Raw genomic sequence first — 24182 nt, 5'->3', positions numbered from 1 at the left:
TCAAAAAAAATACTTGAGATTGTAACTCAATATTTAATTGACAATAGAATTGTCGATCTGCAAAAGTAATCCATAATACAGCAGCTTTTTCTACCCATTGGTATTCTTTGCATCGGATTCGGATTCAAGAATTTCAAAACTTACCAACGTTTATCTCAAATTTCAATGGTAACGGGTATTTTCAATGCCATCTTCATTTTTGTATTGTTCTCTAATCCAGAATCAGGTTATAGAGCATTATTGCAACGGGTTATCGAAACATCTTTTATTACTTTTATTATTTCAAGTGCGTTAAATATTAGGAATAGCAATTAGATGGAAACATGCGTTCAAGGTTTTTATTTTCGCTTAACCCTTGTACTGAACGGAGCCGAAGTATCCAACCGCTGACTAGTCTTTATAGATTAGCCCATCTTTCATAACAAAAGAAACATTTTTCACTGTAGTGATATCTTTAACGGGATTTCCTTTAATGGCAATTATATCTGCTAAGAAGCCTATTTTCAGCTCCCCTAGTTGATTTAAATGAAACATGTTGGCGTTATCAGATGTGGCTGATTTTAATACAGCTAAAGGCTTCATTCCGTAATCGACCATTAGTTCCATTTCGCGGTAGTTCTCGCCATGTGGAAACACCCCAACATCACCACCAAAGACAATTTGTACACCAGACTCTAAGGCCATTTTAAATGATTTGCGTTTCTGTTGAATTCGTTCAGGTTCTGGATCGGTTGCTTTGTTCCAACCTCGGTATTGTGTAATGGCATCACCAGCGGCAAGGGTAGGGCATAAACCTATTCCTTTTTCTTTCATCAACTTAAAAATTTCTAGCGTACCACCGTCACCATGTTCAATGGTTTCAACACCACCTTGTATAGCTCTTTTCATGCCTTCTGGTGTACCGGCATGTGCAACCACATATTTTCCTGCACTTTTTGCAGTGGCGACCATAGCATCAATTTCTTCCTGTAAAAAAGTAGGTTGAGAATCGGCACCAGGTGTCCAACGGTAATCAGCATAAATTTTTATTAAGTCAGCTCCGTTCCCCATTTGTCTACGCACAGTTTCAATACATTGGTCAACTCCGCTAGCAGCTTCTGCACCCAAGGGTACGGTTACGCCATCATGAAAACCTTTTGGTCCGTATGCACCTGTTGCAACAATAGCTGGGCCTGCAACCAAAAGACGTGGTCCGATGATGATGCCATCATCAATGGTCTTTTTTAAATATACATCGGTATAACCGGCACCTTCGGCACCTAAGTCACGCATGGTCGTTATGCCCGCCAAAAGTGAATTTTTAACGTGTACGGTTCCTCTAACGGCACGTTCTACCGGAGATTCTTTTAGCACCTGGTCATTCCAATCCGTTTCATTATATGGGTGCAATAAAATATGTGAATGTCCTTCAATGATTCCTGGCATCAAGGTGGTTCCTTGTAATTCAATTTCGGTGCAGTTGGCCGGTTTCGTTAACCCGTTGCTATTTCCTGCATATGTTATTTGATTTCCTTCAACGAGAACTACCCAATTTTCATGCATTTCGGTACCGTCAAAAACGCGGTCTGGTTTTAAGAGTGTTTGTGCAGAAACAAGGTATACAGAGAAAAAACAGAAAAGTAAAATGGATTTCATAGAAGTGATGGAATTAATTTAAAATAGCATCCTTTAATAGGTTGTCTAAATCAGTTTTAGAATGTGCAGTGCCTTTGGTAAACACCATATAAATATCTTGCGTGTTTTTAATGTTTTCTAGCGGATTACTATTGAGTAAAACGATATCGGCAATTTTACCTTGAGAAATAGAACCGTAATCGGCATCTTTCTTTAAAAATTTAGCTCCATTGTAGGCAGATGCTCGCAAGGCGTCAAGGGGAGAAATTCCGGTTGCGACCAAAGCTTCCATTTCTTTATGTAATGAAATACCGGGATACGTATAGCTGTTGTATGCACCACTATCTGAACCGGCCAAAAGTGATACTCCGTTTTCATTTAATTTAAAAGCGAGTTGGCTAAAAAAATGATCTAATGCTTTACGGTCAGCAACTTGTTTTTCCGATGCATTTTTAACACGGTCAATTCTACCTTGATATGTTTTTTGTACACCTGAACCCATATATTTTAGGTATCCATCTTTTGTATGGTCAACTTCATCTAAATAACTTAATACACCTCCGATATGAAGGGTTGGCACAACAAAAACATTATGTGCTTTTAAATTTTTAAATGTCTTAATTGCTGTTGAATCTGAAAATGAGGCTTGTAAAAGAGGCATGGCATCCCAAAAGCCAATTTCCTTTCTTATCAGTTTTTGGGTGATTTCCATTTCGTTATCAGAACAACCTTTCATTATGTAATACAAATGCTCAACGGCATCTAAGCCAGCATCAATAGTAGCGTCAAGTTCAACGGTGAATGGCATATGGCCCGATGTGATAAGGTTTCTCTTTTCTGCTTCTTGAATGGTCTTTAAGTAATTTTCACCAGTAATTTTGCTATCATATATTTTTACAAAATCTGAAGGAATTGATTGCAAAGAGTCTAACGCTTTAGAGATATCATCATCATTTTCAACTTCTAAAGATCCCGCCCAAGTAGCACCTGGACCATCAATTTTTGGTCCTGATGTGAAAATCGTCGGTCCGACCAATTGATTATTTACAATTGCTTTTCTCCAGTCAAGCACAGCTGATGTTAGATCTCCACCGGCGTCTCGTACGGTAGTTATACCATTAGCGATAAAAAGGTTCAAGAAGTTTTTGTTCGCTGAAATTAAAGAATCACCACCTCTAAAATGAACATGATTATCCCAAAAACCAGGTAAGGCATATTTACCAGAACCATCGATAGTCTCAGTTGGTTTTGAGTTTGATTTTTCAACAGTATTTTCTATATGAGCTAAAAGTCCATCTTTTAAATAAATATTCGACAAATCGATTTGACCTGTTTCTAAATCAATGATGTTGACGTTTTCAATGACGACATCATAAGTTAGATCAGGTTCTGATTTACATGATAACATAGTAGTAAAGCAAAATATGCTTAGGCTAATTTGTTTGATTCTAATTGAAATGTACATGTTGCTTTTGGTTCGTTTAGAAAGGTAAAAATAATTACTTATTCAATACTTGTCTTATTAGGATAAAAACAAAAATCAGTAGACTATATCCTATAAAAAAAGGTATTATATATGCTTTTAAATTAAATGCTAAAAAGAGGCCAATGATTAGTAGTTGAAAGCCAAGGCCAAAAATAGAGACCGCTGTCATTAACCAATTGGGTTGATATTTTCCTTTTATAGCATTCTTGTCTAGACCATATATGATACGATCATATGGGCCATAACAAAATGAATAGATACGGTATAGTATATCTACGGTTTTTTGATTTTCACCTCTAAGGGCCGTGGGAGTTTTATTCTCGAATACGCGACTTGTGGTATCGCCATTATGTCTATTTCTTAAAATCACATAATAATAATTATAGAGTGTACCTTGTAATTCTAGTCCAACGAAAGCTATCAGTGCTAAGAAGATATCACTATTTGTAATATACCAAATAGAAATTATGAAAAGTAGATTAAGCATAAAATCTGAAATCGAATCAAAGTAACGACCTGTATGTGAGGGTGTATTCTTTATTCGCGCCAGTTCACCGTCTGCGGCATCGAGAACCGATTTTAAAATAAGAAAAAATAAAGCTGACCAATAAAAGCCGTTTAGGATAAAAGCAATTGCCAAAAGTCCGCAGACCGTAAAGGCCAATGTAACGTGTATTGGTGTAAATATTGTTGTTTTTAAACGGTTGGCAATAAAGACTGCAAAGGGCCTACCATAATCAGATAAGTCCAGGAACTGATGTTCCTTAGGTAATTTAGACATTTAAAAGACATCTTCGGGAAAACCAATAACGGAAACACGTTGGCTTGGTACACCACAAAAGCGAATGTAAAAATAAGGTTTAATTAATAATTAAGTAAGTAGGGGTAGCGTTGGGTTTAAGCAATTTATTCACTATGTTATCTTCCACCTCCATTTCTGTATTTTTCATTTTCTTTGCATAACCTAATGATTTCGGCAATTCGTTTTAGTCTGGTTTCCTCTCTTTTAGCTTGGTTAAGCCAATATAAGTAGCCTTTTCTTTGGCCTTTTGTGAAATTTGTAAAGTTTATAAAGGCTTTAGGATGCTCAACAAATTCCAACTTTAAATCTGGCGGTACGATACCGCTCTCAACATCGTCTAAAGAGGTCCATGAACCATTTTGCTTAGCGATTTTAATTGATGCTAATCCGGTAGCATGCATAAGTCCTTTGGCCTTCAATTCTTTTATATGATCTTTATTAACCTTACTCCAAACACTTTTGGGTTTTCGCGGACAAAAATATTGACGTCTCTTGCCATCTCCTAAACTTTTAACCGTACTGTCAATCCATCCATAACAAAGGGCAACACGCACAGCTTCTTCCCATCGCATACTATCATTTTCGTGGGCTACAGTGTAGAATATAAGATACATACCAGAATAGTTAGAATGATTATTATGTAACCATTCTTTAAAATCTATGTCATTTCTGAAATATAACTCTGGTAATTTTGGCATTATTCCGTTTTTGTAGGTACAGTTTTCGTAAAAATACAATGTTTCGTTGTTAAACAATTGTTTTATAATGTTGTGAACACTATTTTTATCAATTCTTTAAATCAACTAAACAACAACATTTTACGTATGAAAAAACTTTTTAATGCGCTGCTTTTGGGCTTTGTACTTACTATTGTCTCTTGTGGTGGCAATAAACGGGAAGGTGAACCCAAGGTTTTGGTTTTCTCAAAAACTATGGGTTTTAAACATGCTTCAATTCCTGCAGGAATAGCGGCAATTCAAAAATTAGGTCAAGAAAACGGTTTTGCCGTCGATACGACTAAGAATGCAGAATTATTTACCGATGATAATCTTAAACAGTATTCGGCAATTATTTTTATGAGTACTACAGGTAACGTACTTGACCAATTTCAAGAAGCTGCTTTTGAAAGATATATTCAAGCTGGCGGAGGTTATGTTGGGGTACATGCCGCAGCAGATACCGAATACGATTGGGGATGGTACAATAATTTAGCCGGTGCGCAATTTTTAAGCCACCCTAGAGGTACACCAACTGCAGATTTTATTATTAAGGATAAAAACTTTATCGCTACTAAATTTTTTGCCGATAGTGTTTGGAACAGAACGGATGAATTGTACAACTACAAAAACATCAATCCAGATATTAATGTATTAATGACATTAGATGAATCTTCTTATGAAGGTGGAGAGAACGGTGATTTTCATCCGATAGCATGGTATCATGATTTTGATGGAGGCCGTGCATTTTATACAGGCGCAGGTCATACGGATGAAAGTTTTTCTGAAGACTTGTTTCTTAAGCATCTTTTAGGAGGGATTCAATATGCCATTGGTGATAATTTGAATTTAGATTATGCTAAGGTAAAATCACAAATTCCACCAGATGCTGACCGCTTCGCAAAAGTTATTTTAAGTGAGGGTCAGTTTTTTGAGCCTACAGAAATGGCTGTTTTGCCAAATGGAGATGTATTGATAGCACAGCGAAGAGGTGAAGTTGTTTTGTTTAACAATGAAACTCAAGAATTAAAGGAAGTAGCAAAATTAGATGTATACTGGAAAACATTGGAAACGCCTGGTGTTAATGCAGAAGAAGGTTTAATGGGATTACAAAAAGATCCTGACTACGCCAATAATCATTGGATTTACTTGTATTATGCACCAACTGGTGATAAATGGATAAACCGTTTGGCACGCTTTAAATATATGGAAGGTAATTTCGATTTAGCCTCTGAACAGGTAATTTTAGAAATTGATTCTCAAAGGGAGATATGCTGTCATACGGGTGGTTCAATAGCTTTTGGTCCAGATAACTTACTGTATTTATCTACAGGAGACAATTCAACCCCATTTAATGAAAAAGGTCAAAAATATGTTAACAATGGTTTTGCTCCTTTAAACGATACGCCTGGTCATGAGCAATTTGATGCTAGACGTTCTTCTGGTAACACGAATGATCTTCGTGGTAAAATCTTAAGAATTAAAGTAAAGGAAGATGGTACATATGATATTCCTGAAGGAAACTTGTTCCCGGTAGGTACAGATAAAACAAGACCAGAGATTTATACTATGGGTCATAGAAATCCATATAGAATATCCGTAGACATAAAAAGAGGATATGTGTATTGGGGTGATGTTGGACCAGATGCAAGAGCAGATAGTTTAGGTACTAGAGGGCCAAGGGGCTATGATGAAATGAACCAAGCACGTAAGGCAGGTAACTTTGGATGGCCTTTATTTATTGGTAATAACTATGCTTACAATGCATATGATTATGAAACAGGTGAAAGCGGACCAACATTTGATCCAGAGAAACCGATGAATACTTCAAGAAACAATACTGGTTTAACAGAATTACCACCTGCAATGCCAGCTTATGTCTATTATCCTTATGATGAATCAACTAGCTTTCCACAAACTGCTACGGGAGGTAGAAACGCAATGGCGGGACCTACCTATTATTCAGATTTATATCAAGGTGATGAAAAGTTGCCAAGTTATTATGATGGTAAGGTGATTATTTATGATTGGATGCGTGGATGGATGTTTGCTGTTCATTTAGCTGAAGACGGTACTTTTAGTAAAATGGAGCCATTTGCACCTAATGTGAAGTTGAATAACTTAATAGACATGGAAGTAGGTCCGAATGGTAAAATTTATCTATTGGAATATGGAAGTGGTTGGTTCTCACAGAATGCAAATTCTGCTTTAAGTTATATTGAATTTAACGGTGGTAATAGACCACCGGTTATTGATAACTTAATTGTAGAGCACACATCTGGAAAACTTCCATTAGCTGTTACTGCAAGAGTAGAAGCTGTTGACCGTGAAGATGACGCTATTAAATATATGTGGGATTTTGGTAATGGTGATACCAAAGAGACTTCTGAGCCAAATGTAAGTTATACGTATGCCGATACTGGATCGTACAAATTAAATGTTACTGCTTCTGATGATAAAGGAGCATCTGCAACTAGTGAGAGTACAAGTATAGTAGCAGGTAACTCTAGACCAGAAGTTGAAATCTCTTTAGGTGGAAGCACTCCGGCATTTTATTTGCCAGGGCAGAAAATTGATTATGATGTAACGGTTACAGATCCGGACGGAACAGCTGTCGACCCAAAAAGCATTTTTGTAAGTGTCGATTATTTAGAAGGAATGGATAAGGTAGCTATGAATATGGGGCACCAACAAGTTTCTGCAGCAGTTACTGGTAAAGCTTTAACACAGACTATGGATTGTAAAACGTGCCATAAAGAAGCGGAAGCATCTATAGGTCCGAATTACAAGGATGTAGCGGCTAAATATAAAGAACGTCGCGATGCATTAACTTATTTACAAGGTAAAATAGTCACTGGTGGTACTGGTATATGGGGAGAGGTAACTATGCCTGCACACCCTAATGTAACTTCAGATGAATCTAGGCAAATTGCTTTATATATACTTTCATTATCAGGGGATCAAATGAAAGAGAAATCGTTACCGGCTAAAGGTACTATTATAGCAGAATCCTCTGCTCCAGGTAATATGTTGGTCATTACAGCTAGTTATACCGATGATGGTGTTGAAGGAACTATACCACTTACGGGATCTAAATCAATAGCTATACCAAGCAGCACAGTTAAATTTTCTGATAAAATGAAAGTTGATGGAATGCAAGCAATGAGCTTTGGTGGAATGGATCTTCTATTAATAAACAAATCAAAAGGATGGTTTGTCTTAGAGGATATTTCGTTAAAGGGCGTGAAATCCGTATCGTTAACTGCGGGATGGCAAGCACCGCCGACAATGTTCTTTGATTTTGAAATTCATGAGAACTCTGCTAATGGTCCTTTAATAGGTAAAGGTCAACTTCCGGCACAAGCAGGAGGTTCTCAAGGAACAATGTTTACGATTCCAATTACTGAAACGGTTACCAGTGAAGGGCCTTACTTCATCACCTTTAAAGGTGAAGAAGGAAAAGAACTTTCTCAGTTGGCACTTACCAGTGCTATTTTTAAATAGTAGAATAAGATTACATTGAAATTAAAAGCCCGCTCATGAGCGGGCTTTTTTATTTTAGATACTTAGGTTTTTAATAAAACTATCGGTTTAATTTTTGGCTTATCGACTCGCCAATTTCCATCAATAAGTTGGTTTCTTTTTCTGTGAAGTCATAAGGTATTGGTTTTGCAATACCGATGGTACCATATAACTTGTCATTGTATAGTAATGGTGCTGCCAAAGAACCCTCAACTTTGGTGTCTTTTGCAGAAGGTCTGGCTATCCCAGAATCATCTGTTTGTAGATTGCACATTTCTACAGGTTTTCTGCGTTCCGCAGCTATACCCGCCATACCTTTTCCAATAGGAATTGTGGATAGCTTTGGAATCAAAAATTCTGGAATACCTATTTGAGCTTGTAGTTGTAGTAAGTAGTCGTTATCTAAAAAGTGTAATGTTCCTGTAGAACAATTGAAATGCTCGAGAACTGATTTAAGAAGATTTTCCCAATTAGGACTTTCTTTTGATAATTGAATACTAATAGCATGTGGAATTTCGGCAGATTCGCTCATATCATATTATTTTTTATAGAACCGATTCTTTAAATAAGTTCTCTATTTACATAAAGATAAAGGTACGTTTTATCTGTTTTTAACAGAAACCCATATTAAGCAACTTTTGTCCCTCTTGGTGGTTTCCTGTAAGCATAATACCCTAAAACAGCATTTATGGCCTTTGAAATGGCTATTCTGATAGGGAATAACTCTTCCCCTAAAGATTCATCAATAGAACGTAATTGCATATAGTAATTACTGATTAATGGATACTCTTTTTTCGCAGCAATATGCGACTCCGCTTTAGCAACCGCAACTGGCATTCCGTCTTTTATAGGTCTGCATGTTACCAAAATAGGTTTGTCGTTTTTATGTAGCATAGCAGAAAAGCCAAACAATCTACAGATTAGACCGCGATGTGTGTAGTCTGAACAGAAACCGATATCACCAGGAGCAAGAATAGTATTTAAGACAGGACATAAAGTCGTGGACTTGTCATTGTTTAAAGTGTCGAGCCATTGTCCGGCTTCACCTTTTTTAAAAAGGTGGTAGGCCAAAGGCAAAAACTCTAAGGCTGTGGCATTGATATCGGGTTTAGTGCAGCATTTACCGCAATTGGGCATGCAGCCCAGCCCTGTTGATTTTTGAAAGGAGCCAACCTCCTTTTCCAATTGGTTGAAAACACGTTCTACCGCTCGAACTTTTAGGTATATCGACAAAGTCTAATTTAAGCTAGCGAAGGTAGGCTAAGTTTACATGCACCGAACAAAGGCACAATATTTTATTTGACAATATTTAATTTTAGGTAAAGTGGTGTTAATAGATTGAAAATCAAATTTTTATATTTGAATAATTCTCTCTAATCAAGAATGGATTTTAAGCAGAAAAGTGTAGTGATTATTTTAAAAATGTTCTGTCTTTAAATCTAAAGACTCACTAGCCAAATGTTCTTTAATTTCAAATTTTATGACCCCTAAAAGCTGTTCCTCATCCGTTAAAACTTGTACTTCCCATTCACCTGGTTTAACATTGTTCTTATAGGTATATCCTCTAAAACCACCATCGCGGCCTCCGGTAATATTATATCCAATATCTTCAGTGGTTTCCCATTCTTTAGTATTTTCATTATACCATTTCCATCTATGAAAAACAGCTTTTTTTAAATCAGTAGGTGCGAAAATAGATGAAAATATATAAACACTTTCATCAGGGGTATAGCTAAAATCCAATTTGTGTTTCCTCCAAAAAATATAGGAATCTTCAGGTTCATAACTTACGAGATACGTATTGTCTTTCATGGTTACATTATGTGCTACAATACCTTTGTCTAAAGCTAATGGTACAGGAGGTATAAGTTTTAAAAAATAGAAAAGATTAATTATACCGTATATACTTAGTATAATGGTAATCATCTTACCTAACTTTATTTCTTGTCGCGTACTTGGACTTTTACCATAAATAAATATTAATAAAACTAATGTAATAGCAAGACTGGCTGCTCCTGAGATTAGAAAAATTGTGGTATTTAATTCCTTCAAAAAAACCGGAATCATGAAGGTGAAAAAAGTAAAGCTGATAAAATAATACACTCCAAATTGCAAATATTTATTCGAGATTCTCTTTTTTAAAAACTCATTGGCAATCAACAACAAGACAAGTATAATAAAAAATGATGCAGTTTTTGAAAGTGAAACACTTCTAGAGAAATAGATGACATATGCGCTTGAAAGTCCACCGAAGAAAAACTGCATGGCCAGTGGAAAATACTCTTCATATCGTTCTAAGAATGTATTTTTCCATTTACCATCATCAACGAAATTATATAGATATAGTACTATAGATAACGATGTCATGTGCAAACATAATATCGTTAAATCATAAGTACGGTCAATGCGGCCCAAGGTTAGAGTGTCAAAAATAAAACCGCCAATAAAGAATATTATTGGCACATACTTAGAGTGCCTTCGAATGAAATTTCTGATGGCACTGTTTTTAAATCTAACGATTGTTCTTTTCATGAAGCCTTAGGGTAATAATCGTTAAATGTAAATTAAATAAGAAGAGGTTATTGCTCTAATACTATTTATGATGAGCCCAATACAATTAATTTAATTCGATTTTGAATCCATGTAAAAATTAGAATCTATCGTAAAAGTTTTTAAGTCTCCTTTAACTTTTTGTTTTTGCCATGTAGCAGTGGGTTCTAGCCAAACAGGTTTTTCATCAATATAAATACGTAAAGGAAGGGTAAAGCCTTCTACTGCATTAGCATATCGATACATTAGCTTTTTTCCGTTTATAGTATACTCAAAAATTGGAATTTTGGTAGTGCGTAAATACTGATTAAAGAACGGTCTTAAATCGCGTTTCATTTGTACACTAATGTAATGTTCAATTTGGTCTGTTGTTACCGTTTTATGATAGAACTCTTTATTTAGCCCTCTAAGAATCATTCGCCATTTACCATCGTCATTAACTGCTTGGCGCAGTGTATGCAAAATATTTGAACCCTTATAGTACATATCACCACTGCCTTCATGATTTACATTGTAAATACCAATTATTGGCCTATCATTTTTAATGTTTTTACGAATTCCTTGAACGTAAGCATTTGCAGCTTCGGTGCCATAATGATAATCTAAAAACAAACTTTCAGAATAACAGGTAAAACCTTCATGAACCCACATATCAGCTGCATCCTTGTATGTGATGTTATTGGCAAACCATTCATGACCTGCCTCATGTATAATTATAAAATCAAATTTTAAACCCCATCCGGAACCTGATAAATCTCTACCCAAATAACCTTTTAAATATTGGTTGCCATAGGTCACAGAGCTTTGATGTTCCATGCCCAAATAAGGCACATCAACTAACTTAAATGAATCTTCGTAAAAAGGGTAGGCGCCAAACCAGTTTTCAAAGGCTTCCATCATTTTCGGGGCATCTTTGAAATGTATTCTAGCCTTTTCTAAATTATAGTTTAGTACATAGTAATCCATGTCTAAGTCTCCCTTTTCGCCATCGTATTTTTCACCAAAATGAACATAATCGCCAATATTAACGTTGACACCATAATTGTTGATCGGGTTCGATACAAACCAATGGTACGTATTTGTTTCTTCATCTATCTTTCTTAATCGTCCGTTAGATACATTCATAAGTCCCTTAGGGGCTTTTACGCTAATAAGCATACTATCTACCTCATCATACATATGGTCTTTGTTCGGCCACCAGACGCTAGCCCCTAAACCTTGACATGAAGTTGCCACAAAATCTTTACCGTTTTCATCTTTTTTCCAAGAAAAACCACCATCCCAAGGAGCTCTTACCGCTTCCTTTGGATGTCCGGAATAAGTGACTATAATTTCATTAAACTCACCAATTTTTTGCAGCTTCTCAATTTGAATAAAGTGGGCATTACCCTTATCGACTATTTTTAATTCCTTTCCATCCTGTGTCACGTTTTCAATCTTCAACGGTGATTGTAGATCAACCTGCAATACTTGATGAGGTTCTAAAACTTTGTAGCGAATGGTATTACTACCGCTTATGAATTTGTTATCAGGATTCACATCGATGTCTAAATGATAGTAATTCAAATCCCACCAAGAACGTTCAGGAGTAATACTTCCTCTAAGGGTGTCTTGCTCTGTAAATGATTGAGCTTGACCAAAAGTGTATAACCCTAAGGCAAGGGCAATTACTATATATTTCATCCTGTAATGAATTAAATTATTCTTGTAAAAAATATCAACATTAGGTTAAATAGGCCGATTTTATCTAAATATCCCGTTAGGAAAAACTACAGGACTTTCAAATCCATTTTGACCTACGGCAGAAACTCCGAAAAAGAAATTATCGATAACTATACCTTCTAAAGTGAACTCAGTAACATCGCCCACATAACGGCTATAATCCCAAGTAGAGGAGGTAGTATCTCTCCAATATATTTTATATCCTTTTGCGCCGTCTACTTTGCTCCATTGAAACCTTGCCGCCGGTTGAACAATTCCGCCAATTTTTACCGTGGTCGGTGAAGGTGGAGCCCAAGCCAAAGATGCTAGATTAATAGCATTTACAGCAGTTAATTTAGCGGCGTATTTAAAATTTACATGTTCTAAAACATCACCATAGGCAATACCATTTTCCACACGAATATCTTGATGTTGTTGCGTGTAGTTTTCGTGTGCTTCCATAATACGAATACCCGGAAAACCTGCATCGTTAAACGGTCTGTGGTGACCGCCACGACCAAAACGATCTAGACGATAAATCATCATCGGATTCATTTCGGGCATGTATTGTTTCACATTTTTATGAACATAACGTGCCAGTTGTCTCGATATACCATCGACCTCGCCACCGTAAAAACGTCTAGCTTTACGTTGCTCTTCCGTTTCGGTAGGAGGTACTGGTTCAGAGAAAATCCTGAAATCAACATTACTAACAATACCATCTACACCAGTAATGTTACCGATCATATCGTTATTGAAAATTCCGATAACTTCCCAACCTTGGTCTTTTGCATATTGCGCAACGCCGCCACCGCCGAATAGTCCTTGTTCTTCACCAGATAAGCCCATATAAATGATGCTGTTCTCAAATTTATATTTGGAAAGTACTCTTGCCGCTTCGATAGTACCCGCCATGCCACTAGCGTTATCATTCGCACCTGGAGATTCATCTGTGTAATTTGTTGGATCACTCACCCTAGAATCTATATCACCACTCATAATGATATAGCGATTAGGATATGTAGTACCTTTTTGAATAGCGAGAACATTAACTACTTCTACATCTTTTATGATGCGGTCATTAGCTCCCTTTTTTATCAAATCTTTTTGATAGATAACATTCAAACAACCATTACAAGCACTTGATGTTTTTTCAAATTCACTTTTAATCCATCTTCTTGCAGCTCCGATACCTCTTGTTTGAGAAACTGTATCACTTAAGGTATGTCTAGTACCAAAATTGACCAATTTTGTAATATCATTTTCAATACGCTCTGCAGAAACGTTATTGATAATGTCATAAATACGCTGGTCGGTTTGTGCAGACATTAGGAACGAAGAGGTCATAAGACCAATAAGAAGTAATTTTTTCATTTCAATTTGATTTATAATTTTAAAATTGTAATTAGTGTGAAGTCCACTCAATGGACGAAAATTTTATTTTTATTCCTTTGTAACAACTGCAAATAGCATATTGAACGATTGTTAAAGGTATTAAACCTACAGAAACAAAAATCGGTAAATGAATTTTATGGTACAATAAATACTCCACAATTTCTCTTTGATTATGGGCACGAAAAAGGCTATGACAAGAATTACCTAAACTTCTTGTCTATTAAGTTATATACTCCCAGAATTGGACCTATGGCCAAGGGAATGAACAATAGATAAATAGGAATGATGTTTTGAAGCACCCCTAATAGTTGTATACTTAAAATTGTTATAGCAAAACCAATACAGTTGACCAGTGTAAGTGCTGTTCCTTTTAATTCGGGTGTAACGGAAGAAGCAACGAGATTAGAGAATTGGGGTGAATCGGCGGTAACAGCAATTCCCCATAAGCACCATCCTAATAAAAAAATAGGTGTAGTCGATGATAAAAGAAGAGGGGAGACTACGCAAAGTAATCCAGATACCGATAACGCAATCATTGCTACTTTTTTACTGCCAATTTTTTGTGATGCCACCCCGCCAAGTGCACAAGAAGCTCCACCGAGAGCAATTATAATACCTGTCCATAACGGTACAGAAATTTCACTACCAGTTTGCCTATTAAACCAATAGATTGCCATTGGGGTAAATGCCCAAAAAGCATATAATTCCCACATGTGTCCGAAATATCCAAATGCCGCTTTTCTGAATTCGGAATTTCTAAAAAGTTTAGGTCCTGCATCTAACTTTAAAGAGGGACTTATGACCCTAAACGGACCATTAGGAACTAAAATATATAAGAGTAAACCTCCAATTGCCGTAATACTCGAAGTTATTTTTATAACACTATCGGGATGATTACCCCAAGAGGTTCCATTAATTAAAAATGGAAAAGCAGTACCTAAAACTAAAGCGCCCACCAAAAAACCTAATGCTTTTCCTAATCCTTTTTCATAGTAATCGGCAGCTATTTTCATCCCTACAGGATATATGCCAGCAAGAAAAAAACCAGTGCTAAATCGCGCAAGAATAAGTTCGAAAACAGTAAGGTTAGGTAGTATTAAGAATAGGTTAGATAGCGATGCAAAAAATGCACAAAGCATGAATACTCTAGATGGGGAAAATCTGTCGGCAATCATTAAAACACCGAATAACAAGGTGCCGACAATGAAACCAAATTGAACCGAGGATAAAACATAGCCAATGATGTCAGAACCAAAATCTAATTTTTTTGTTAATGATTCTAATATTGCATTACCGGCAAACCAAGTCGATGTACAGGCAAATTGAGAAAGTATTATTACGAGGAGAGTATGCGATTTTTGCTTCACCATATCAGTGTAGAAAGGTGACTTTAGCTATTTTACCATTCTCTACTTCATAAATACCCACAGTACTATATGAATTTCCGTTGGCAGTAATATATTCCTCATCAATAACTTTATTACCTATAACAATTCTATTCTTTATTACACAATTTAAATCGATGGTCGATTCAAAATAATCTGTATAACTTTTTCTCATTTTATCAATACCATCTATTCTTAACTCACCCGACGATCCATATACTTTTGCATCTTCTGCGTAAAGATTTAAGAATGCGTTGATATCTCTTGCATTATAGGCATCAAGTTGTTTTTGGACTATAATTTCTGGGTCATTAGTTGTTTCTGAATCTCTAATGAAAGACATACTTTTTATGAGTCCGTCAGTTTCATAAATAGCAACTTGTTGGTTTTGCTTACCATCAATAGTAACAACCTCTTGGTCAATAACGGTAGGTCCAATAAGTATTCTAGAGGCTACTTTGACTTCTATTGCGGGTGTTTTTTTATAGAAAGCCTCATAATTCTCTTTCAATTTTTTTCTTCCTATGTACAGTGTGTCCATTGGGAAGTTTTTGACCACCACATCATCAGAAAAGCATATGGCAAATGCTTCCAAATCTCGTGCGTTAAATGTTTCTACTTGTTTATCTATAATTTTATCAGGTGAATCTTTAGAAACGAAGGTTAAGTATTTGCCATTTGGACTAATTGCCAACCTAGTTATTCCAAGTACTTCCTTCTCTTTAAATTCAAATAAAGGTCTCCATTCTTTGTCCCTTAATGGATTGAATGATTTTATAAATTTATCATAAGCTGTAATTAAATTTCCATTTTTGGTCCAACATACATCTTCAGAAGTATCAATTAAAGGTATAATAGCTTTTATTTCCAATGATATTGGATTTAACGAATTTACAATCGTTGAGTCCCTGGATTTAGAAATATAACTTATCAGATTGCTATTTGGAATTTTATGCAACGACCTGCCTACATTTTTCTGAATAGTATAGTTTGTATTGTCTTTTAAATTAGAAACCACCAAATCCATTCGGTTATCTATTAAAACCGTACACACTATAATATTATTTGAATACCATACATGATAACCTACTTTTAAATCATTTAAAACTATGTTTGATTTACCGGTCTTTAAATCATACTCATATAGGCGTTGCAATCCATCTTCATCTAAACGAATGGCAGAAATCGCCTCCTTTCCAGGAATTTTTAATGGTGAATATTCACTTCCTTTAGGTGTATTGGTTATCCATATAGGGGTACCATCCTTAATCGTATAAAGAACAATATCCGTTTGCTGGTTTCTAGTAGAGGAAAAAAGAAGTTTATCATTATCAAAGAATGAAGGCTGGTTATCATAGCCTTCATTGTTAGAGATGTTGATGATTGAGTCAATTATTAACGAATCATTTTCCTGTTTTAGTTCTGTCAGGTATACTTCTGTGCTCTGTTGGGTGAAAGCATTTAGACAGCAAAATACACTTAAGGGAATTGTAAAATACTTCTGTTTCATTTCTAATTGATTCAAACAAATGGAACTAGCGTTTTTCGGCAAAACGTTTCAAAATTGAACGAACATTTTTAGTGTTGTCTACAAAGAATTTTGCTTGCGTTTTCTGCCGACCAACCTTTACGGTAATAGACTCTTTGGGTAATTCTTGAAACATAAATTCATCAGTCCAATCATCGCCTATTGCAAAAACAAAATCATAATCGTGTTCACTATAAACACGCATAGAGGCGCGACCTTTATTGACACTACTACTTTTAATTTCCATTACTTTATTTCCATTTAAAACACTCAGGTCATCATTTGCGATTAGACTGGTAAGTACGGTATTCAGTTCTACGGCTCTCTTCTGACCGAAATCGGGATCTGTTTTTCTGTAGTGCCATGCAAGAGAGTAGTTTTTTTCTTCAATAAAACTACCTGGTGTGCGATCTACAAAAGACTCAAGAACAGGTAATATTTTTTCCATCCAATCTTTCTTTACATTTTCGAGCATTCTAAACTCTTCGCCACCCTGAGAGATCCATACACCATGTTCTACGATCATATTGTATTTTTTAGGTAAGAACCATTCTGTAAATGTTTCTTTGTCTCGACCACTAATTAAATACATATCAGTGTTTTCTTGCGAAGATATTTCGTCTAAAAGTCGATACAATTCTTCATCTGGCGATGCTTTTTGAGGGTCATTATGAAAACCTGCAAGGGTACCGTCATAATCTAAAAATACCAATCTTCTTTTAGCTTTCTTGTAATCGGTCATAACCGTATTCATTAAGTCTATAGATAGGCGCTTCGTTTGGTATGTTTGGTCTTTCTGTTTTTGATTGATCAAAGAATTCATGAAGTCATTGGCCCATTTTTCAACATTATAACGTTCCAATCTCTTTTGTAATACCGTATTTCTTGTTATTTGTTCTTCTTTTGGCATATTAATAGCTTCATTTAGAGAATCTGCTATTTGCTCAAAATTATTAGGATTGATGAGTAGAGATTCATTCATTTCATTGGCAGAACCGGCCATTTCACTCAAAATCAATACACCAGTCTTATCGGTCCTTGTAGCAATGTATTCTTTGGCTACTAAATTCATTCCATCTCGTATCGGTGTTAACCATGCAATATCAGACGATGTGTAAAGGTCTATTAAATTTTCGAAAGGCATAGATCTATAAAAATACCAAATTGGTGTCCAGCTTACTGTAGAAAGTTCTCCATTAATACGGCCTACTAATTCATCTATCTCTCTTTTTAATAATTGATATTGTGGTACGTTGGATCTAGAAGGTACAGCAAGAATAATTAAACGAACCTTTTCCTTATAGTGAGGGTATTTATTAAGGAAGTACTCAAACGCTTTTAGGCGTTTAGCAATTCCTTTTGTATAATCTAATCTGTCTATGGATAAAAAGAATTTTGCATCTGGAGCTGACTTTTTATGCGTATCCAATCGTTTTTGTAATTCAGATTTTTGTTCTTCACTTCGTTGCGAATGCTCTTTTGCTGCTTCACTGAATTTTTTATAATCTATTCCCATTGGGAAAGAATCCACTTTAATCACTCTTTCGTCCAAATAAATATCATTGAAACTTACCTCTAAACCTAATAGCCTGCGTACAGAACTAAGAAAATGACGTTCATAGTCGTAGGTGTGAAATCCTATTAAATCTGAACCTAGAAGTCCTAAAAGGACTTCTTTACGCCAAGGTAGTGTTCTAAATATCTCATATGATGGAAAAGGAATATGCAAAAAGAAACCTATGGAAATATCTGGTCGTTCGGCACGTACCATTTGTGGTACCAACATTAACTGATAGTCATGTATCCATATAGTATCCTCGTTATTTGCTTTTTCTAAAATAGCATCTGCAAATTTTTGATTTACTGCTTTATAGATTTCCCAACTTTCTAGCTCAAATTCTGAATATTCTAAAAAGTAATGGAATAAGGGCCAAATGGTTCTATTACTAAATCCATAATAAAAACCATCAACTTCTTTTTCGGTCAAGTTAACTTTAGAAGAACCATGTTCGGCCAAGGCATTATCTATTTTTGAAATTAATTCTTCAGGAATTTCCTCGTCCGTTAGTCCGCTCCAACCGATCCAAAGGCTATCACCACCCGAATGAACAGATTTCATTCCTGTTGCCAAACCACCTACACTAGGCACCGCAGTAATGCCGCCATTGCTAATTTGCAATTGAACGGGTAGTCTATTTGAGATAATGATAGTTTTAGCCATAAAAGAGATTTTTTTGCTACTTCTTGATATTTATTTCTCTAAATTTCGGAAAAAAGGAGGCCAATAGCAATTCAAACCTCATATGAATTAAGATTTTTATTGAATGGATAATTTAGACTACGGAATAATAGGAAATTGTAGAAGTGCGGCGTTAGTATCGAAGACAGGTAGCATCGATTGGTGCTGTTTACCAGAATTTGATAGTCCGTCTGTTTTTGCAAAATTGTTAGATGAAGAAATAGGAGGGAGTTTTGAAATTAATGTAGATGCTACTTATAACATATCTCAAAAATATGAGCCTTTTACTAATATTTTAATAACCTCGTTCAAATCGGGAGAAAATCATTTTGAGATACATGATTTTATGCCGCGGTATAGAAAGGAAGAAAAATCATATCATGCCCCACCGGAATTGATTAGATATTTTAAACATATATCAGGTACGCCCGAGTTTTCAATTACATATGATCCCAAGCTTGAATATGCAATAGGTAAAACCGAATCTTTTATCAAAAAGGACTTTGTTGCAAGTCTAACCCATGATGTGAAATTCGATACTATTTTTCTGTATTCATCTTTTGATAAAGAAACAGTTGTAAATAGCGATAAAATTAAACTTAAAGAAGATGGTTATATTTTAATAGGATATAATGAAAAGCTATTATTGCCGACCACTGACAGGGCTTATCTTGATTTGCAGAACACGAAAGTATATTGGTTAAATTGGTCAAATTTAACGCCGACCTATAAAAAGTTTAATGAAGAAATATCTAGAAGTGCCCTTACCTTAAAACTCTTAAGTTATGACAAGACAGGGGCGGTTTTAGCTGCTGCAACAACGTCATTGCCTGAAACTATTGGCGAAGTACGAAACTGGGATTATCGTTTTTGCTGGATTCGTGATGCCTCTATGGTTATTAAGGTCGTTTCAGAATTAGGTCATAAAAATATTGCACGGCGATATCTACAGTTTATTATCGATTTAATACCCGATAAGGCAGAGAAACTGCAAATCATGTATGGTATTAATAAGGAGAAGAAGCTAACTGAGGAAACTTTAGATCACTTAGCGGGTTATAAAGGTTCTAAACCGGTACGTGTTGGTAATGCTGCCTATCACCAAAAACAGAATGATATCTATGGAATATTGATGGATGTGATTTATGAACAAATGGTGAAATTTAGTGTCGACATTGATAATGGAGAAGACCTTTGGGCGATTACAAAAGGAATCGTTTGGATTGTGAGTAACAATTGGAAAGATGCTGATAAGGGAATATGGGAGTTCCGTACAGAGGACAGACATTTTACCTTTTCTAAGGTATTATGTTGGACCGCTTTGGATAGAGCTATCAAAGTAGCAGAAATGCTAGGAAAAAAACATAAAATTGAGAAATGGGAACCTATTCGTTCAGAGATATGGCAAGATATTTATGATAATGCCTGGAATGAAAAGGTACAAGCATACACACAATCTTATGGTTCTACAGAGTTAGATGCTTCTGTATTGTTAATGGAATCTTATGGCTGTGTGAATGCCAAAGATGAACGGTACATTAGCACAGTACATGCAATTGGTAAAGAGTTAAATAATGATGGATTGCTATATCGTTACAAGAACGAAGATGACTTTGGTCTACCGTCATCATCTTTTACCGTATGTACATTTTGGTATATAAACAGCTTGTTCAAAATTGGAGAGCGTAAAAAAGCACTAGAGTATTTTGAACGACTATTAACTTATAGTAATCATTTAGGTTTGTTTAGTGAAGATATTGATTTTAAGACCAAAAGATTATTAGGAAACTTCCCTCAGGCCTATTCACATTTGGCATTGATTGAATGTGCAATCAACTTTTCTAAAAAAGAAAGTGAAGATCAAATGTTAGAAAATTTAAGGGATTAAATTTTTATAACTAGATTTTTAATCTTTTCTATTAGTGATTTAAAATTTTGAGTGGTAGTAAAGGGATTCATAACAGTAATACGCATGTAGTGAATACCTTTTAATTTCGTTTGTACAATATAAAATTCGCCATCCTCTAAAAGAGCTTGGCGAATTTTTATATTTAATTCATTGAGGGTTTTAGTATTTAAGCCAGGTTTACAATATCTAAAACAAACAATATTGGACATGGGGTGTAGGGCCAATTCAAAATTTGGTTCCTCTTCTATAAGCTTGGCGAAGTTCGTGCCCATATCATATAGTTGAGTCACATTCGCATCAAAGACCTCTTCGCCATATAGCTTTAACAAAGTAAACCAATGAATACTCATCATGTTTTTAGTACATTCAAAAGTTCGCTTACCAGAATTATACCAATCTTCGTGTTCAGAGTCTGATAGTAAATAATCGGCTTTTTGGCTGAACGTAGCCTTAGCGTTCACTTCATTCTTAAATAGTAAAGCTGTAGTTAGTGCAGGCATCATCATCATCTTATGTCCATCAATAACCACAGAATCAGCTCTTTCAATACCTTTTAAAGTATGTCGATACTTTTTAGAAAAAATTCCAGCTCCTCCATGGGCTCCATCCACATGAAACCAAATTTTTTGTTTTTCCGCAAATTTGCCAATAACGTCTAAATCATCGAAAATACCAGTTGCTGTTGAAGGGGCACTACCGACAATAGCAAAAATTTCAATTCCCTTTTCTTTTGCTTCCTTGAATTTCACCTCTAATAATTCGGTGTTCATTCTAAATTCGTTGGTAACGGGTACTTTAATAATTCCTTGATTACCTAATCCCATTATTCTTGCCGCACGATCTACACAGTAATGAGCTTCTTCGCTAACCATTATTCCTAATTGGTTTTGTGTTCCTTTGTTCCAAATATCAATTTTGGTAATGGCCTTACGTGCGCTTAATAATGCGGTTAAATTAGCTAAAGTTCCACCCGAGGTTAAGAATCCGCTAGAATCGGTGTCATAGCCAATTTTATTACAAATGATTTCCATTACGATACGCTCAATAGCGTTTGATGCCATGCCCATTTCATAAACAGCAGTTCCGTTGTTTAATAATGAACTAATTAAAGAGGTAAGCGCAGTAATAGGAGCAGGTGGACTTACTTGATGACCTAAGTAATTAGGATGATGAATATAGGTGGTACGTTTCGTAATTTCTTGAAACAAATCTATTTGATCACCATTAATTAAGAAATCTTTCCAAAATTCTAATTCTTGCTCTGGTTCGTTCCAATTGATTGCGTTTCGTGATTTGGCATTTATCTTATCCTCTAAATGAGAGGTCAATTTTTCTATTAATAAATGCCCATTTTTATTAAAATCACTAACGCTATAAACCTGTTCAAGTATTTCTTTATGCATAGCATAAAATTAGGCTCTATGGTAATGTTTACCAAATAAAAAACCGCCCTTATTAAGGGCGGTTTATATTCAATTTACCAAACAACAAAAGGTAATCTGAATTAGTCAAAGGTATACCCGTTATCGGCAGCTACTTTGTCGGCAATTTGCGTGCGTAAAGCTACTACATTCGGGTTATTTGTATATTTAGTAAATCGTTTAAGTCCCATTAACATCATGCGTTGCTCGTCACCTTCAGCAAAAGAAATAATTGCTTCTTTCCCTTTCTGAATTATAGTTTCGGTAGCATTGTATAAGTATAATTTTGCCATTGCAATTTGTGTAGCTTGTTCAGCTTCACCGAAGCGTTTGGCATTTTTTTCCGTTCTTAAAATTGTTGATTCTGCCATGTACACTTCAATTAAAATATCAGAAGCAGCTAACATTAATTGTTGGTGATTTTCTAACTCTATACCATATTTTTGTACTGCTGAACCAGCAACCATTAAAAATACTTTTTTCAATCTTGTTACTAAATCTTTCTCCTCAGCAAATAATTGAGAGAAATCAGGAGTATCAAAAGAAGGAATACCCATAAGTTCTTCACCAACTTTAGTTGCAGGGCCTAAAAGGTCTACATGACCTTTCATAGCTTTTTTAACAAGCATTCCTACTGCTAACATTCTGTTGATTTCATTCGTACCTTCATAGATGCGAGCGATACGAGCATCTCTCCATGCTTTTTCCATAGGAGCATCGGCGCTAAAGCCCATGCCGCCAAATATTTGTACGCCTTCATCGGTACAGCTTTGTACATCTTCTGAAACAGCAACTTTAAGTATTGAACATTCTATAGCATATTCTTCAACACCTTTAAGTTCCGCTTCTTGATGCGTATTTCCAGCAGCCTCGCGCATAGCTATTCTGTCTTCAATATTTTTAGCGGCTCGATACGAAGCAGATTCATCGGCATAACAGTTCGTAGCCATTGTGGCTATTTTAGATTTAATAGCTCCAAAATTCATAATAGGAGTTTTAAACTGAATACGCTCATTCGCATATTTAGTAGCTTCACCAATCACTCGACGTTGCGCATCTAAACAAGCAGCTGCAAGTTTAATTCTACCAACGTTTAATGCATTCATTGCTATTTTAAATCCGTTACCTCGTTCAGATAACATATTTTCTACGGGGACTTTTGTTTCATTAAAGAATACCTGACGAGTAGAAGAGGAGTGAATACCTAATTTTTTCTCTTCGTCACCCATAGAGATTCCGTTAGCAGGATCATTTTCTAAAATGAAACCTGTAATATTCTTATCATCTTCAATTCGAGCAAAAACGATAAACATATTACAGAAACCTGCATTTGAAATCCACATTTTTTGTCCTGTTATACTGTACGATTTACCGTCTGCAGAAAGAACAGCTTTAGTTTTTCCTGAATTTGCATCAGAACCGGCGCCAGGTTCAGTAAGGCAGTAAGCTCCAAACCATTCACCAGAAGCTAGTCTAGGCACATATTTTTGTTTTTGCTCTTCTGTTCCATAAAGGGTGATAGGCATCGTGCCAATACCTGTATGAGCACCAAAGGCTGTACTAAAAGAACCGGTTGCACCAGATATATAATCACATACCAACATGGTAGAAACAAAGCCCATTCCCATACCTCCATAAGACTCAGGTACGGCAACACTTAACAAGCCTAATTCACCGGCCTTACGCATACATTCTTCTGTATAGGCATAATCTTTATTCTCAAATCGCTCCCAATGCGCCCAAAGCTCTCTATCAACGAACTCTTTTGTACTATCGCGCATCATGCGTTGTTCTTCGCTCAAATCTTCTAATGTGAAAACATCTTCACAATTGGTTTCTTTGACAAGGAATTGTCCTCCTCTAAGAATTTCTTTATTAACTATATCTGTACTCATGTTTAACTTTTATTAGTAT

Annotated in this window: 16 protein-coding genes; 2 read left to right on the top strand and 14 right to left on the bottom strand. The window is 35.7% G+C overall.

Annotated features, from left to right (window positions below; genetic code table 11):
* Window positions 1-390: 390 nt before the first annotated feature.
* The 4 genes from AACZ41_RS06705 to AACZ41_RS06690 form a co-directional block, all read right to left on the bottom strand.
* Window positions 391-1635 (bottom strand): amidohydrolase family protein, encoded by a 1245-nt coding sequence (locus AACZ41_RS06705; protein ID WP_339627591.1) that lies wholly within the window; start codon window positions 1633-1635, stop codon window positions 391-393.
* A 13-nt stretch (window positions 1636-1648) separates the two neighbouring features.
* On the bottom strand, window positions 1649-3022 hold the full coding sequence (locus tag AACZ41_RS06700) for an amidohydrolase family protein (RefSeq protein ID WP_339627590.1): 1374 nt from the start codon (window positions 3020-3022) through the stop codon (window positions 1649-1651).
* Between the two features lie 91 nt (window positions 3023-3113).
* Window positions 3114-3881, bottom strand: coding sequence for a CDP-alcohol phosphatidyltransferase family protein (locus tag AACZ41_RS06695; RefSeq protein WP_339627589.1), 768 nt, complete (start codon window positions 3879-3881; stop codon window positions 3114-3116).
* A gap of 137 nt (window positions 3882-4018) precedes the next feature.
* Window positions 4019-4600 carry a YdeI/OmpD-associated family protein gene (locus AACZ41_RS06690; protein WP_339627588.1) on the bottom strand — a complete coding sequence of 194 codons (582 nt, stop codon included), beginning with the start codon at window positions 4598-4600 and terminating at the stop codon, window positions 4019-4021.
* A 126-nt stretch (window positions 4601-4726) separates the two neighbouring features.
* Between AACZ41_RS06690 and AACZ41_RS06685 the strand changes: the two genes are divergently transcribed.
* Window positions 4727-8122, top strand: a complete 3396-nt coding sequence (locus AACZ41_RS06685) for a ThuA domain-containing protein (protein ID WP_339627587.1) — start codon at window positions 4727-4729, stop codon at window positions 8120-8122.
* Between the two features lie 79 nt (window positions 8123-8201).
* Here AACZ41_RS06685 and AACZ41_RS06680 read toward each other — a convergent pair whose 3' ends face one another.
* From AACZ41_RS06680 to AACZ41_RS06645, 8 genes are all read right to left on the bottom strand, one after another.
* Window positions 8202-8672 (bottom strand): GAF domain-containing protein, encoded by a 471-nt coding sequence (locus tag AACZ41_RS06680; protein ID WP_339627586.1) that lies wholly within the window; start codon window positions 8670-8672, stop codon window positions 8202-8204.
* 95 nt (window positions 8673-8767) lie between these two features.
* Complete coding sequence (locus tag AACZ41_RS06675; RefSeq protein ID WP_339627585.1) at window positions 8768-9373, bottom strand: YkgJ family cysteine cluster protein; 606 nt, start codon at window positions 9371-9373, stop codon at window positions 8768-8770.
* A gap of 183 nt (window positions 9374-9556) precedes the next feature.
* Entirely contained in the window at window positions 9557-10672 is a 1116-nt protein-coding gene (locus tag AACZ41_RS06670; RefSeq protein ID WP_339627584.1) for a DUF2914 domain-containing protein, read from the bottom strand.
* 90 nt (window positions 10673-10762) lie between these two features.
* Window positions 10763-12373: a M1 family metallopeptidase gene (locus AACZ41_RS06665; protein WP_339627583.1), complete on the bottom strand. Its 1611-nt coding sequence runs from the start codon at window positions 12371-12373 to the stop codon at window positions 10763-10765.
* 60 nt (window positions 12374-12433) lie between these two features.
* Window positions 12434-13765 carry a M28 family metallopeptidase gene (locus AACZ41_RS06660; protein WP_339627582.1) on the bottom strand — a complete coding sequence of 444 codons (1332 nt, stop codon included), beginning with the start codon at window positions 13763-13765 and terminating at the stop codon, window positions 12434-12436.
* A 221-nt stretch (window positions 13766-13986) separates the two neighbouring features.
* Window positions 13987-15156: an MFS transporter gene (locus AACZ41_RS06655; protein WP_339627581.1), complete on the bottom strand. Its 1170-nt coding sequence runs from the start codon at window positions 15154-15156 to the stop codon at window positions 13987-13989.
* 1 nt (window position 15157) lies between these two features.
* Window positions 15158-16681 (bottom strand): nuclear transport factor 2 family protein, encoded by a 1524-nt coding sequence (locus tag AACZ41_RS06650; protein ID WP_339627580.1) that lies wholly within the window; start codon window positions 16679-16681, stop codon window positions 15158-15160.
* A gap of 25 nt (window positions 16682-16706) precedes the next feature.
* Entirely contained in the window at window positions 16707-18920 is a 2214-nt protein-coding gene (locus AACZ41_RS06645; protein ID WP_339627579.1) for a bifunctional alpha,alpha-trehalose-phosphate synthase (UDP-forming)/trehalose-phosphatase, read from the bottom strand.
* Window positions 18921-19023: 103 nt separating this feature from the next.
* Here AACZ41_RS06645 and AACZ41_RS06640 point away from each other — a divergent pair, with 103 nt between their 5' ends.
* Window positions 19024-20826: a glycoside hydrolase family 15 protein gene (locus AACZ41_RS06640; RefSeq protein WP_339627578.1), complete on the top strand. Its 1803-nt coding sequence runs from the start codon at window positions 19024-19026 to the stop codon at window positions 20824-20826.
* Here AACZ41_RS06640 and AACZ41_RS06635 read toward each other — a convergent pair.
* The gene (locus AACZ41_RS06635; RefSeq protein WP_339627577.1) at window positions 20823-22250 is read right to left on the bottom strand and encodes an aminotransferase class V-fold PLP-dependent enzyme; all 1428 of its coding nucleotides are present in this window, start codon (window positions 22248-22250) and stop codon (window positions 20823-20825) included. The genes AACZ41_RS06640 and AACZ41_RS06635 overlap by 4 nt on opposite strands.
* A 101-nt stretch (window positions 22251-22351) precedes the next feature.
* Window positions 22352-24163 (bottom strand): acyl-CoA dehydrogenase family protein, encoded by a 1812-nt coding sequence (locus AACZ41_RS06630; protein WP_339627576.1) that lies wholly within the window; start codon window positions 24161-24163, stop codon window positions 22352-22354.
* Window positions 24164-24182: the final 19 nt, after the last annotated feature.

It is taken from the genome of uncultured Maribacter sp., assembly GCF_963974015.1.
GTDB lineage: Bacteria > Bacteroidota > Bacteroidia > Flavobacteriales > Flavobacteriaceae > Maribacter.
Note: the sequence above shows the minus strand (reverse complement) of the source record. Positions and strands in the feature narration are given on the sequence as shown.

Coding starts and splice junctions, on each gene's coding strand:
- AACZ41_RS06705 (WP_339627591.1), bottom strand. CDS start 1,635: ATGAAATCCATTTTACTTTTCTGTTTTTTCTCTGTATACCTTGTTTCT.
- AACZ41_RS06700 (WP_339627590.1), bottom strand. CDS start 3,022: ATGTTATCATGTAAATCAGAACCTGATCTAACTTATGATGTCGTCATT.
- AACZ41_RS06695 (WP_339627589.1), bottom strand. CDS start 3,881: ATGTCTAAATTACCTAAGGAACATCAGTTCCTGGACTTATCTGATTAT.
- AACZ41_RS06690 (WP_339627588.1), bottom strand. CDS start 4,600: ATGCCAAAATTACCAGAGTTATATTTCAGAAATGACATAGATTTTAAA.
- AACZ41_RS06685 (WP_339627587.1), top strand. CDS start 4,727: ATGAAAAAACTTTTTAATGCGCTGCTTTTGGGCTTTGTACTTACTATT.
- AACZ41_RS06680 (WP_339627586.1), bottom strand. CDS start 8,672: ATGAGCGAATCTGCCGAAATTCCACATGCTATTAGTATTCAATTATCA.
- AACZ41_RS06670 (WP_339627584.1), bottom strand. CDS start 10,672: ATGAAAAGAACAATCGTTAGATTTAAAAACAGTGCCATCAGAAATTTC.
- AACZ41_RS06665 (WP_339627583.1), bottom strand. CDS start 12,373: ATGAAATATATAGTAATTGCCCTTGCCTTAGGGTTATACACTTTTGGT.
- AACZ41_RS06660 (WP_339627582.1), bottom strand. CDS start 13,765: ATGAAAAAATTACTTCTTATTGGTCTTATGACCTCTTCGTTCCTAATG.
- AACZ41_RS06655 (WP_339627581.1), bottom strand. CDS start 15,156: ATGGTGAAGCAAAAATCGCATACTCTCCTCGTAATAATACTTTCTCAA.
- AACZ41_RS06650 (WP_339627580.1), bottom strand. CDS start 16,681: ATGAAACAGAAGTATTTTACAATTCCCTTAAGTGTATTTTGCTGTCTA.
- AACZ41_RS06645 (WP_339627579.1), bottom strand. CDS start 18,920: ATGGCTAAAACTATCATTATCTCAAATAGACTACCCGTTCAATTGCAA.
- AACZ41_RS06640 (WP_339627578.1), top strand. CDS start 19,024: ATGGATAATTTAGACTACGGAATAATAGGAAATTGTAGAAGTGCGGCG.
- AACZ41_RS06635 (WP_339627577.1), bottom strand. CDS start 22,250: ATGCATAAAGAAATACTTGAACAGGTTTATAGCGTTAGTGATTTTAAT.
- AACZ41_RS06630 (WP_339627576.1), bottom strand. CDS start 24,163: ATGAGTACAGATATAGTTAATAAAGAAATTCTTAGAGGAGGACAATTC.